General features: G+C 70.7%; 10 protein-coding genes. 2 read left to right on the forward strand and 8 right to left on the reverse strand.

Going from position 1 to position 12732, the window contains the following annotated elements:
* Window positions 1-112 precede the first annotated feature (112 nt).
* The 7 genes from JNB50_RS14220 to JNB50_RS14250 all read right to left on the reverse strand — a co-directional run bounded on the left by JNB50_RS14220 (window position 113) and on the right by JNB50_RS14250 (window position 7956).
* Entirely contained in the window at window positions 113-946 is an 834-nt protein-coding gene (locus JNB50_RS14220; protein WP_208040815.1) for a CoA ester lyase, read from the reverse strand.
* Entirely contained in the window at window positions 943-1431 is a 489-nt protein-coding gene (locus JNB50_RS14225) for a MaoC family dehydratase (RefSeq protein ID WP_208040816.1), read from the reverse strand. Before JNB50_RS14225 ends, JNB50_RS14220 begins: the two co-directional genes overlap by 4 nt.
* The gene (locus JNB50_RS14230; RefSeq protein WP_208040817.1) at window positions 1428-2078 is read right to left on the reverse strand and encodes a CoA transferase subunit B; all 651 of its coding nucleotides are present in this window, start codon (window positions 2076-2078) and stop codon (window positions 1428-1430) included. The genes JNB50_RS14225 and JNB50_RS14230 overlap by 4 nt, the downstream gene beginning before the upstream one ends.
* The gene (locus tag JNB50_RS14235; protein ID WP_208040818.1) at window positions 2075-2845 is read right to left on the reverse strand and encodes a CoA transferase subunit A; all 771 of its coding nucleotides are present in this window, start codon (window positions 2843-2845) and stop codon (window positions 2075-2077) included. The genes JNB50_RS14230 and JNB50_RS14235 overlap by 4 nt, the downstream gene beginning before the upstream one ends.
* Window positions 2846-2942: 97 nt before the next feature.
* Window positions 2943-4148 carry an acyl-CoA dehydrogenase family protein gene (locus tag JNB50_RS14240; RefSeq protein WP_208040819.1) on the reverse strand — a complete coding sequence of 402 codons (1206 nt, stop codon included), beginning with the start codon at window positions 4146-4148 and terminating at the stop codon, window positions 2943-2945.
* Window positions 4145-6337 carry a biotin carboxylase N-terminal domain-containing protein gene (locus JNB50_RS14245; RefSeq protein WP_208040820.1) on the reverse strand — a complete coding sequence of 731 codons (2193 nt, stop codon included), beginning with the start codon at window positions 6335-6337 and terminating at the stop codon, window positions 4145-4147. Before JNB50_RS14245 ends, JNB50_RS14240 begins: the two co-directional genes overlap by 4 nt.
* Before the next feature lie 5 nt (window positions 6338-6342).
* On the reverse strand, window positions 6343-7956 hold the full coding sequence (locus JNB50_RS14250) for a carboxyl transferase domain-containing protein (protein ID WP_208040821.1): 1614 nt from the start codon (window positions 7954-7956) through the stop codon (window positions 6343-6345).
* Between the two features lie 115 nt (window positions 7957-8071).
* On the opposite strand from JNB50_RS14250, the gene JNB50_RS14255 reads away from it, so the two are divergent.
* Together JNB50_RS14255 and JNB50_RS14260 are read left to right on the forward strand one after the other, a co-directional pair.
* Window positions 8072-8695 carry a TetR/AcrR family transcriptional regulator gene (locus JNB50_RS14255; RefSeq protein ID WP_279554658.1) on the forward strand — a complete coding sequence of 208 codons (624 nt, stop codon included), beginning with the start codon at window positions 8072-8074 and terminating at the stop codon, window positions 8693-8695.
* A gap of 79 nt (window positions 8696-8774) precedes the next feature.
* Window positions 8775-11393, forward strand: a complete 2619-nt coding sequence (locus JNB50_RS14260; RefSeq protein ID WP_208040822.1) for a penicillin acylase family protein — start codon at window positions 8775-8777, stop codon at window positions 11391-11393.
* Window positions 11394-11468: 75 nt separating this feature from the next.
* Here the strand turns inward: JNB50_RS14260 and JNB50_RS14265 are convergent, their stop codons facing one another.
* A complete protein-coding gene (locus tag JNB50_RS14265) occupies window positions 11469-12731 on the reverse strand; it encodes a citrate synthase (RefSeq protein WP_208041025.1) in 1263 nt (420 codons plus the stop codon).
* Between the last annotated feature and the right edge of the window lies 1 nt (window position 12732).

Genomic DNA, 12732 nt, shown 5'->3' on the forward strand with positions numbered 1-12732 from the left:
GAATCGATTCGAGCATGCTCTGCTCTGGAACGTTAAGGGCAGAGTACGGCATGCCGCCGACACCACACGACCAAACCGGTGAACGGCGCCATAATCGTTCATCACAGTTTCATCACAGCGTCGGGGACGCCCGGCGGAGGACCGCCCTGGCGTGTGCGACGACCGGTCCGTCGACCATCCGGCCGCGATGCCGGAACACTCCCCCGCCCGCCGCGTCGGCTGCCGCCAGCAGTTCGACGGCCTCCTGAATCTGCTCGTCGGTCGGCAGATACGCCTGCCGCACGGTCTCCACCTGCGAGGGGTGGATGCACGCCGTCGCGGCGAATCCGACGGCCGCGGCGTCCTCGGCCTCCACGGCCAGCCCGGCCAGGTCCGCGATGTCCAGATGCACGGTGTCGATCGCCGATCTGCCGGCGGCTCCGGCGGCGAGCAGCACCTCCGAGCGCGCGTGCATCGCGACGTCGCGATAGCGGCCGTCGGCGTGCCGGCTGGAGGTTCCGCCGAGGGAGGCGACCAGATCCTCCGCGCCCCACATCAGCGCAACGACGCCGTCCGCGGAGGCGAGCTCTCCCGCGGCGCGGACGCCGGCAGCCGTCTCGCACAGTGCGATCATCTCGAGTCCGCCCAACGCCGCGAGGTCGCCGACGCCCTCGGCCTTGGGGAGCATCACCGCGCGGTACGGAGTGCGATCGATCGCGGCGAGATCCGCCGCCTGATCGTCGGTTCCCGACGAGTTGACCCGGACGATCACCCGAGCAGGGTCGAGGTCGGAGGCGACGATCGCCTCCCGGGCGACACCGCGGCGAGAGGGGTCGACCGCGTCCTCGAGGTCGAGGATGACCGCGTCGGCGCGCTCCAGCGCCTTGGCGTAGCGGTCGGGGCGATCCGCCGGGCAGAACAGCAGCGCCGGCCCCCACGGGAAGACCGCGGGCGGGGCCGCCGTCATGCGTCCGCCGCCCCGAGGTGGGCGTCCCTGCACCACACCATGACCTGGCGGGTCGCCGTGGTGACGACCACGCCGTCCTGGTTGCGTCCGGTGTGCTCGAGCGTGACGATCCCCTGCCCCGGCCGGGAGGCCGACAACCGTTTGGCCGTGACCGTCGTCTCCGAGTAGAGCGTGTCGCCGTGGTAGAGCGGGTGCGGGAACGCGACCTCCGAGAACCCGAGATTCGCGACGATCGTGCCCTGCGTGAGCTGGGCGACCGACGCCCCGACGATCGTCGCGAGGGTCCACATCGAGTTCATGAGGCGCGTGCCGAACGGCTGGCGCGCCGACCAGGCCGCATCGAGGTGCAGGGCCTGCGTGTTCATCGTGAGCGTGGTGAACAAGACGTTGTCCGCCTCCGTCGCGGTGCGTCCAGGGCGGTGGAGGTAGCGGGCCTCCAGTTCGAACTCCTCGTAGTAGAGCCCTCGCTGCTCGATCTCCTTCACCGCGCCGCCTCCTGCAACTCCACCGCGAGCGGAGCGCCCGTCGCCGCGACGACCTCCTCGACGGTGACCCCGGGCGCGGTCTCGCGCAGGACGAGCCCGTCCGCGGTCACGTCGATGACGGCGAGGTCGGTGATGATCCGGTCGACGCAGCCGGTGCCGGTCAGCGGCAGGGTGCACTCGGTCAGGATCTTGGGCCGGCCCTCCCTGTCGACGTGCTCCATCATCACGATGAGCCGCTTAGCGCCGAAGACCAGATCCATCGCTCCGCCCATGCCCTTGACCATCTTGCCGGGGATCATCCAGTTGGCCAGGTCGCCGGACGCCGAGACCTCCATCGCGCCGAGCACCGCGACGTCCACGTGACCGCCGCGGACCATGCCGAACGACAGCGACGAGTCGAAGAACGCGGCACCCCGCTCGACGGTGACGGTCTCCTTGCCCGCGTTGATCAGGTCGGGGTCCACGTCGGCGTCTGCCGGGTACGGCCCCACGCCGAGCACGCCGTTCTCGGAGTGCAGGATGACCTCCACGCCCGCGGGGATGTAGTTCGGGATGAGCGTCGGCATGCCGATGCCGAGGTTCACGTACTGGCCGTTCTCCAGCTCGCGCGCGACCCGCGCGGCGAGCTCGGTGCGGGTGAGGCTCATCGGGTGCTCCCTTCCGGAGCGGCGGCGACGGTGCGCCGTTCGATCCGCTTCTCGACGTCGGGCGCGTGCACCACCCGCTGGACGAAGATCCCCGGCAGGTGAACCGCTCCCGGGTCGAGTTCGCCCGGCTCGACCAGCTCCTCCACCTCGGCGATCGTGATGCCGCCCGCCATCGCGGCGAGCGGGTTGAAGTTCATGGCCGCGGCGTGGAAGACGAGGTTGCCGTGCCGGTCTCCCTTCGCCGCGTGCACGAGCGCGAAGTCGGGACGCAGCGACCGCTCCAGCACGTACGACGCCCCGTCGAACTCGCGCACCTCCTTCGGCTCACTGGCGACGGCGATCGAGCCGTCGGCGTTGTAGCGCCGCGGGAGGCCGCCGAGCGCGATCTGCGTGCCGACGCCGGCGGGGGTGTAGAACGCCGGGATGCCGGCTCCGCCCGCGCGCAGCTTCTCGGCGAGCGTCCCCTGCGGGGTCAGCTCCACTTCCAGCTCACCGGAGAGGAACTGCCTCGCGAACTCCTTGTTCTCGCCGACGTACGAGCTGATCATCTTGCGGATCCGCCGCTGGGCGAGCAGCAGCCCGAGCCCCCAGTCGTCCACACCGCAGTTGTTGCTGACCACTTCGAGGTCGGTGGTCCCGGCCTCCAGCAGCGCCTGGATGAGCGCGCTCGGGATGCCGCACAGCCCGAAGCCGCCCACGGCGAGACTGCTGCCGCTCGGAATGTCGGCCACCGCCTCCGCCGCGCTCCCCACCGTCTTGTCGATCACCAGAGACTCCTCTCAGCTCGCCGGCAAGCACAGGAGAACTGTCGCAGATCACGCAGGAAAGGAACAGATTTCCTGTGCTCGCGGGCTGTGGACACGGTCAGGCCTCGAAGCCGAGGGCGCGGGAGATGATCATGAGCTGGACTTCGGAGGTACCCTCGCCGATCTCGAGGATCTTCGAGTCGCGGTAGTGCCGGGCGACGGGGTTCTCGTTGAGGAAGCCGTAGCCGCCGAAGATCTGGGTCGCGTCGCGCGCGTTGTCCATGGCGGCCTCGCTGCCGACCAGCTTGGCGATGGAGGCCTCCAGCTTGAAGGGCGCTCCGGCCATCAGTTTGAAGGCGGCGTCGTAGTAGGCCAGCCGCGCCGCGTGCACCCGGGCCTGCATGCGCGCGATCTTGAAGGCGATGTACTGGTTGGAGCCGATCGGGCGCCCGAAGACGTTGCGGCTCTTCGCGTAGCGGAGGGCCTCCTCCAGGCAGCCCTGCGCCGCTCCGGTGCAGAGCGCGGCGAACGCCACCCGGCCCTCGTCGAGCGTCGTGAGGAAGTTCGCGTAGCCGCGGCCGCGCTCACCCAGGAGGTTCGCCTCGGGGACACGCACGTCGGTCAGCGTGAGCGGGTGGGTGTCGGAGGTGTGCCAGCCGACCTTGTCGTAGACCGGCTCCGCTGTGAAGCCGGGCGTCCCGGTCGGGACGATGATCGCCGACAGCTCCTTCTTGACCGAGCCGTCGGCACGGCGGTCCTCCCCCGTCACGGCGGTGATCGTCACCAGCCGCGTGATCTCGGAGCCGGAGTTGGTGATGAACTGCTTGGTGCCGTTGATCACCCACTCGCCGTCGCGCAGCACTGCCGTGGTCTTGGTGCCGGACGCGTCCGACCCGGCCTCGGCCTCTGTCAGACCGAACCCGGCGAGCGCCTCGCCCCTGGCCAGCATGGGCAGCCACTGCTGCTTCTGCTCCTCCGTGCCGTTGCGGAAGATCGGCATCGCGCCCAGCCCGACGCCGGCCTCCAGCGTGACGCCGATGGACTGGTCGACCCGGCCGAGCTGCTCGACCGCGAGGCACAGCGACAGGTAGTCCTTGCCCTGGCCGCCGTACTCCATGGGGAACGGGAGGCCGAAGAGACCCATCCGGCCCATCTCGGCGATGATGTCGTAGGGGAGGCTGCGCTTGGTGTCGTACTCGTAGGCTGCCGGCGCGACGACGGTGTCGGCGAACTCGCGCACGTCGTCGCGGAGGCGGCGCTGCTCGTCGGTGAGCTCGAAGCCGGCGACGTCGATGTCGGCCGGGCGGGACAGCTGCATGGTCATGGGAGGTTCCTGTCTGTTGTGGTGACGATCCCTGCCGCGGCGGGTTCGCCGCGGGATGAGGTGGCCGATCGTGTCGGCTCTGTGGCGCCCGCCGGGGTGGGCGGGTCGGATTCCGAGGTCGTGGCGGTCGCTGCCTGGTCCGACAACGGGGGCACGTCGACGACCGCGACGAGCTGGTCGAGTTTGACGAGGTCGCCCGGCGCGACCGACACCGTCACGGTCCCGGCGATCGGGGCGACGAGCCGGTGCTCCATCTTCATGGCCTCCACCACGGCGACCGTGTCGCCGGCCGCGACCGGCGCACCGGAGACGACGGGGACGGCGACCACGGTTCCGGGCATGGGCGACCGGACCTCGGGGTGCGCGGCGACCTCTCCGCGTTCCCGCGCGGCCAGGTCGGCCGCCACGCGCTCGGCCGGGGAGCGCAGGCGCAGCGCCCGCGAGCGGCCGGCCGACGCGAGCCAGACGGTCGCTCCCTCGCGAGCGGTGTCGAAGCGTGTGACCACTCCGTCGAGGTCGAGGACGACGCTCTCCGGTTCCCCGGCGCCACCGGCGTGCAGGGTGATCCGCGCGCGGTGCTCCGACACCGCGCCGTCGGCTCTGCGCACGGTGACCCGGTCGTCGATCAGGTCGACGGTCGTGCCGTCCAGGTCGTACCGCACCGCCCGCGGCGACCCGATGCGCCAGCCGCTCGGGGCTCCCCACAGCGCGCCGACTCCCGGGGGCGTCGAGGCCTCCCGCTCGCGATGGGCCAGCAGAGCCGCGGTCACGAGCTCGGCTGTGGAGGCCGGGATCGAGCTCTGCTCGGAGAACCGCCGGTCGATGAGGGTGGTGTCCATCGTCCCGGCCAGCACGTCGTCGTCGGCGAGGAGCTCGCGCAGCCAGGCGATGTTGTTCACGACGCCGAGCACGGACGTGTCGGCGAGCGCTCGGTCGAGGCGGGCCAGAGCGCCTGCACGATCGGGCGCCCAGGCGATCACCTTGGCGAGCATCGGGTCGTAGTCGGTCACGACGCGCGTGCCGGTGACCAGGCCGCTGTCGACGCGGACGCCGTCGCCCGACGGCTCGCGCAGCGCGATCACGGTGCCGTCTCCCGGCAGGAACTCACGCTCCGGGTTCTCGGCGTAGACCCGGGCCTCGACGGCGTGGCCGACGAAGCGCACATCCTCCTGGCCGAAGCCGAGCGGTTCGCCCGCCGCCACCCGCAACTGCCACTCGACCAGGTCGACCCCGGTCACCAGCTCGGTGACGGGATGCTCCACCTGGAGCCGGGTGTTCATCTCCATGAAGAAGAACTCGCCCGGCCGCTCCGCCGAGACGAGGAATTCCACGGTCCCTGCGCCGGTGTAGCCGACACCGGCCGCGACGCGACAGGCGGCCTCGCCGATCCGCGCGCGGGTCTCGGCGTCCAGCAGCGGCGACGGAGCCTCCTCGACCACCTTCTGGTGCCGGCGCTGGAGCGAGCACTCGCGCTCCCCCAGGTGCACGACCGCGCCGTGGCGGTCGGCGAGCACCTGCACCTCGATGTGCCGCGGCGACGAGACCAGGCGCTCCAGGAAGAGGGTGTCGTCGCCGAAGGCGGACGCGGCGACTCTGCGGGCAGCGCGCAGCGCCTCCGGAAGCGCAGCGGGATCGTGGACCGCCTGCATGCCCTTGCCTCCGCCGCCCGCCGAGGGCTTCACCAGCACCGGGTAGCCCACGCGCTCCGCAGCGGCGATCAGCTCGTCGTCGGTCAGGCCGGGCTCCGCGATGCCGGGGATGGTCGGGACTCCGGAACGCGCGACCTCGTTCTTGGCCGAGATCTTGTCGCCCATCACCTCGAGAGCGTGCACGCCGGGACCGACGAACACGATCCCGGCCGCCTCGCACGCTTCGGCGAGCGCCGCGTTCTCGGAGAGGAAACCGTAGCCGGGGTGCACCGCCGCCGCGCCGCTGCGCCGAGCGGCGTCGACGATGGCGGCGACCGAGAGGTAACTGTCGCGCGCGGGCGCCGGCCCGATCCGCACCGCCGCGTCGGCGAGGCGGACGTGCGGGGCGTCGCGGTCGGCGTCGCTGAAGACCGCGATCGAGCGGATGCCGAGGCGGTTCAGCGTGCGGATGACGCGGCAGGCGATCTCGCCGCGGTTGGCGACAAGCACGGCGGGGAACGGCACGCCGGCTGTCGCCGAGGGTCGAGTGGTGTCGGTCATCGCCATCACATCCGGAAGAGGCCGAAGGCCGTGTCGGGCAGGGGTGCTCTGGAGCACACGTCGAGGGCGAGGCCGAGGACGGTGCGCGTCTGCGCCGGGTCGATGACGCCGTCGTCCCAGAGTCGCGCCGTGGAGTAGTACGGGTTGCCCTGGTCTTCGTACTGCGCGGCGATCGGCGCTCGGAACGCCGCCTCGTCCTCCGCGCTCCAGTCCTCCCCGCTGGCCTCGAGCTGGTCGCGTTTGACGGTCGCGAGCACGCTCGCCGCCTGCTGGCCGCCCATCACCGAGATCCGGGAGGCCGGCCACATCCAGAGGAAGCGCGGCGAGTAGGCGCGGCCGCACATCGAGTAGTTGCCTGCGCCGAACGAGCCGCCGATCACGACCGTGAGCTTCGGCACCCGGGTGGTCGCGACCGCGGTGACCATCTTGGCGCCGTTCTTGGCGATGCCGCCGGCCTCGTAGTCGCGCCCGACCATGAACCCGGAGATGTTCTGCAGGAACAGCAGCGGGATGCCGCGCTGGTCGCACAGCTCGATGAAGTGCGCACCCTTGAGGGCGGATTCGCTGAACAGTACGCCGTTGTTGGCGACGATCCCGATCGGGTGCCCGTGGAGGTGGGCGAAACCGGTGACAAGGGTCGTGCCGTAGTCGGGCTTGAACTCGCTGAACGCGCCGGCGTCCACCAGGCGCACGATCACCTCGTGCGCGTCGTACGGCGCCTGCACGTCGACGGGGACGACGCTGTAGAGCTCCTCGGCGTCGCCGAGCGGCGCCCGCGTGGCGAGTACGTCCCACACGGGAGCCGCCGGCTGCGGCAGCGTGGCGACGATCTCGCGGACGATGGCGAGGGCGTGCTCGTCGTCCTCGGCCAGGTGGTCGACGACTCCGGAGGTCCGGGCGTGCAGCTCGCCGCCGCCCAGCTCCTCCGCGGTCACCACCTCGCCGATCGCCGCCTTCACCAACGGAGGTCCGCCGAGGAAGATGGTGCCCTGGTTGCGCACGATCACCGTCTCGTCGCTCATGGCGGGGACGTACGCGCCGCCCGCGGTGCACGAGCCGAGCACGGCGGCGATCTGCGGGATCTTCGCGGCGGACAGCCGGGACTGGTTGTAGAAGATCCGGCCGAAGTGGTCGCGGTCGGGGAAGACCTCGTCCTGCATCGGCAGGAACGCCCCGCCCGAGTCGACGAGGTAGATGCACGGGAGCCGGTTCTCGAAGGCGATCTCCTGCGCGCGCAGGTGCTTCTTGACCGTCATCGGATAGTAGGTGCCGCCCTTCACCGTTGCGTCGTTGCACACGATCATCACGTGCCGGCCTTCGACGACGCCGATCCCGGCGATGAGGCCGGCGGCGGGGCTCTCGTCGCCGTACATCCCCGTCGCGGCGAGCGGCGCGATCTCGAGGAACGGACTGCCCTCGTCGAGCAGTGCGTCGATGCGGTCGCGCGGCAGGAGCTTGCCGCGGGCGACGTGGCGTTCCCGCGCACGTTCCGGCCCGCCGGACGCTGCGACGCGCAGGCGCTCGTGCAGCTCGGCCACGAGGGCTCGCTGTTCGGCGTCGTTCCGTTCGGTGGCCGACGCGGCCCCCCGGGTCGCGCTCGAAACCGTGCTCAGCGTCATGGTGCTCCTGCGTCATCGTCGACATGAGTTAGTGGTCGCTAACTCGAATTTAGGTTAGTGTTCATTAACCCGATTGTCCAGCCCCGCCACGGGGAACCGTGCGAAAGCGAAAGCCATGACCGAAACCGTTCCGGCAGACCCGCTGGCGCGCCCCACGCAGCGCAGCCAGGCCAAGGCCGACCGTCGCGCCGCCCTGCTCGCCGCAGCAGCCGGGATGTTCGCCGAGCGCGGCTTCAACGGGGTGTCGATCGAAGACCTGGGATCAGCGGCAGGCGTCAGCGGCCCGGCGGTGTACCGGCACTTCGCCTCCAAGCAGGCCGTGCTCGGCGCGCTCCTCGTCGGCGTCAGCGAGAACCTCCTCGACGGCGGCGCCGCCGTGGAGCGACAGGCGGCGGACCCCGCCGGCGCACTCCGCGGGTTGATCGCCTTCCACGTCGACTTCGCACTGACGGAAGCCGACACGATCCGGGTGCAGGATCGCGACCTCGACGCCCTCGCCCCCGAGGAGCGCCGTGCCGTACGCACTCTGCAGCGCCGCTACATCGAACTGTGGATGCGCGTGCTCGGCGAGCTCCACCCCTCCGTCGGCGCCGACGAACTGCGGGTGCGGGTCCAGGCGACGTTCGGGCTCATCAACTCCACGCCGCACTCCGCGCGCGCCGGCACGTCGCACACCCCGGACGCCTCCGTGCGCCCCGTGCTCGAGCGGATGGCCTGGGCAGCACTCACGTCGCGCTGACCCGTTGCGCCCCTCCGTGTCGTCACCGGGGTGGGTTAGAGTCCCAGGAAGCGCGACGGACTGGACGTGAGGAGCTTTGGTGGGCGACGACACTCCCCGGCTGAGGCTGCACCATCGCGTGCTCCGGACGCTGGGAGTCACGCTCGCCGTCCTGCTCGTGCTGGCCCTCCTCGCGGGAGGACTCGGCATCTGGACGGTCATGCGCTCGTTCCCGCAGACCTCGGGCAGCCTGAAGCTCCCCGGGCTCACGGCGCCGGTCACGGTCGTGCGCGACCCGTCCGGCGTCCCGCAGCTCACCGCGCAGACGTCGGACGACCTGTTCCGCGCCCAGGGCTACGTGCACGCGCAGGACCGGTTCTGGGAGATGGACTTCCGCCGTCACGTCACCGCCGGGCGACTCTCGGAACTGTTCGGTGCGAGCCAGATCCCCACGGACACCTTCATCCGCACGCTCGGCTGGCGCCGGGTCGCGGAGCAGGAGGTGAAGCTGCTCGACAAGACCTCCCTGCGCTACTACCAGGACTACGCGGACGGCGTGAACGCCTACCTCGCCACGCACTCCGGCGCGGAGCTGTCACTGGAGTACGCGATCCTCGGCATCCAGAATCCCGGCTATCGCCCGGAGAAGTGGACGCCGGCCGACTCGATCGCCTGGCTCAAGGCGATGGCCTGGGACCTCCGCTCCAACCTGGAGGACGAGATCGACCGCGCGCTACTGGCCACGAAACTGACACCCGCGCAGGTCGCCGAGCTCCATCCCGGGTACGACTACGCGCAGCACCCGACCATCACCGACCTGGGCGGAGGCTCGCCCGGCACGGTGAGCCCGGACGCCCAACCCGCCGGCTCGACTCCGGCGTCCGCCTCGGCGGCGGCCGACGCCGAGGCGACCGCAGCGCTCGCCGCCGTCCCGGCGAACGACTACCGCGACCGGCTCGAACAGGTCGCATCGAGCCTGGCCGCCCTCCCACAGCTCATGGGGCCGGCCGGCGACGACATCGGCTCCAACTCCTGGGTCGTCTCCGGCGCGCACACGGCGACCGGCAAACCGCTGCTCGCCAACGACCCGCACCTCGGGGCGGTGATGCCGTCGGTCTGGTATCAGGTCGGCCTGCACTGCGCGACGGTGGGGCCGGACTGCCCGTTCGACGTCGCCGGGTTCAGCTTCTCCGGTCTCCCGGGAGTCATCATCGGCCACAACTCCCGGATCGCCTGGGGGTTCACCAACCTCGGGCCGGACGTCGCCGACCTCTACGTCGAGAAGGTCACCGGCAACACCTACGAGTACGACGGCCAGCAGGTCCCGCTGACCATCCGGCACGAGACGATCACCGTCGCGGGCGGTCCGAACGTGCGGATCACGGTGCGGTCGACGCGCCACGGCCCGATCGTCACCGACCTCAGCGACGGCTACGCCGCCATCGCGAAAGACCAGGCAGGCAAGCTCGGCGTGCCCGCGCAGCAGTTCCAGCTGTCGCTGGAGTGGACAGCGCTCACGCCCGGACCGACGGCGAACGCGATCTTCGCGTTCGACACGGCCCACGACTGGGCCAGCTTCCGCGCCGCGGCGGCCTCCTTCCAGGTGCCGTCGCAGAACCTGCTCTACGCCGACGTGGACGGCAACATCGGCTACCAGGCGCCCGGGCTGATCCCGGTGCGCGCGAGCGGCGACGGCACACTGCCCGTCCCCGGCTGGACCAGCCAGTACGGCTGGGTGGGCACCGTCCCGTACGACCAGCTGCCGAGCGTCCTCAACCCACCGAGCGGTTACATCGTGACCGCGAACAACGCGGCCGTCGGCCCGGGATTCCCCGCGATGATCACCCGGGACTGGGACTACGGCTACCGGGCCAACCAGATCGAGCTCCGACTGCAGAAGCTCCTCGCCCACGGCACGAAGCTGACCCCGAAGGAGATGTCGGCCATCCAGGCCGACACCTACGATGCGAACGCGGCCGCCCTCGTGCCGATCCTGCTCGCGGTCGGCGCGAAGGCGGACCCGGCCTCCGGGGCGGCGCGCGGGGCGGCGCTGCTGCGGGGCTGGGACTACCACGACGACGGCGACAGCGCTGAAGCGGCGTACTTCGCGGTGTTCTGGAAGAACCTCCTCGCCGATGCGTTCGGGCGCAAGCTCCCGGCATCGGCACCGCCGACGGGAGGCGACCGCTGGTTCGCCGTCGTCGACGCACTGGCCCAGCACCCGGACTCGGCATGGTGGGCCGACAGCAAGCTGGGCGCATCCGACCGCGACGAGATGTTCGCCTACGCCGCCGACCGGGCCTGGTCGGAGGCGACGAGCTCGCTCGGCGGCGACCCGAAGAACTGGCGGTGGGACAGTCTGCACACGCTCGAGCTGACCAACGCGTCGTTCGGCTCGTCGGGCGTCGCGCCGATCGAGTGGCTGTTCAACCGCGGGCCGTATCCGGTCGGTGGCGGGTCGAGCATCGTGGACGCAACCGGCTGGGACACCTCCGTCGGCTACCAGGTCGACCGGGTGCCGTCGATGCGGATGGTCGTCGACCTCGCCGACTTCGACCGCAGCACCTGGATCAATCTGACCGGCGCGTCCGGGCACGCCTTCGACCCGCACTACGCCGATCAGGCACCGCTCTGGGCGACCGGCGCGACCCGGCCCTGGCCGTTCTCACCGCGCGCGGTGAAGACCGCCGCCACCCAATCCCTCACCCTCACCCCGTGACGCAGACGCCGAAGGGCACGTCGTTGTCCCTTTCGGCGCGCGAAAGGGACAACGACGTGCCCTTCGGGTGGAGGATCAGCGGCCGGCGGGCCAGCTGCGCTCGGCGTCGCCGACGTAGAGCTGCTGTGGGCGGCCGATCTTGGTGCTCGGGTCCTGCGTCATCTCGCGCCAGTGCGCGATCCAGCCCGGGAGACGCCCGATCGCGAACAGCACGGTGAACATCCGCGTCGGGAAGCCCATCGCCTTGTAGATCACGCCGGTGTAGAAGTCGACGTTCGGGTAGAGCCGGCGGTCGACGAAGTACTGGTCGGCGAGCGCGACCTCCTCGAGCTCCTTGGCGATGTCGAGCAGCGGATCGTGCACGCCGAGCGCGGCGAGCACCTCGTCGGCGGACTGCTTGACCAGCTTGGCGCGCGGGTCGAAGTTCTTGTAGACGCGGTGGCCGAAGCCCATCAGCTTGACGCCGGACTCCTTGTTCTTGACGCGCTCGACGAACTTCTGCACGCTCTCGCCGGAGTCGCGGATGCCCGCGAGCATCTGCAGCACGGCCTCGTTGGCGCCGCCGTGGAGCGGTCCATAGAGGGCGTTGATGCCGGCCGAGACGGAGGCGAAGAGGTTGGCCTGCGTGGATCCGACGAGCCGGACCGTCGACGTCGAGGCGTTCTGCTCGTGGTCCTCGTGCAGGATGAGCAGTCGCTCCAGCGCGCGCGACAGCACCGGGTCCACCTCGTACGGCTCGGCCATCGTGCCGAAGTTGAGCCGCAGGAAGTTGTCCACGAAGCTCAGCGAGTTGTCCGGGTACAGGAAGGCCTGGCCGATGCTCTTCTTGTGCGCGTAGGCCGCGATCACGGGCAGCTTGGCGAGCAGGCGGACGGTCGAAAGCTCGACCTGCTCCGGATCGTGCACGCTGAGCGAGTCCTGGTAGAAGGTCGACAGCGCCGAGACCGCGCTGGACAGCACCGACATCGGGTGCGCGTCGTGCGGCAGGGCGTCGAAGAAGCGGCGGAGGTCTTCGTGCAGCAGGGTGTGACGGCGGATGCGCTCGTCGAAGTCGGCGAGCTCGGCCGGCGTCGGCAGCTCTCCGTGGATGAGCAGCCACGCCACCTCGAGGAAGGTCGAGTGCGCGGCGACCTGCTCGATGGGATACCCGCGATAGCGCAGGATCCCGGCATCCCCGTCGATGTAGGTGATGGCCGACCGGGTCGCCGCCGTGTTGACGAAACCGTAGTCGAGGCTGGTGAGCCCGGTCTGCTTCGTCAGGCTGGAGAGGTCGATGCTCGACGCGCCCTGCGTGCTCTGCAGGATCGGGAACTCGGCGACTCCGCCCGGATAGCGCAGT

Origin of the sequence: Leifsonia sp. TF02-11 (assembly GCF_017565305.1) — a bacterium.
GTDB lineage: Bacteria > Actinomycetota > Actinomycetes > Actinomycetales > Microbacteriaceae > Leifsonia.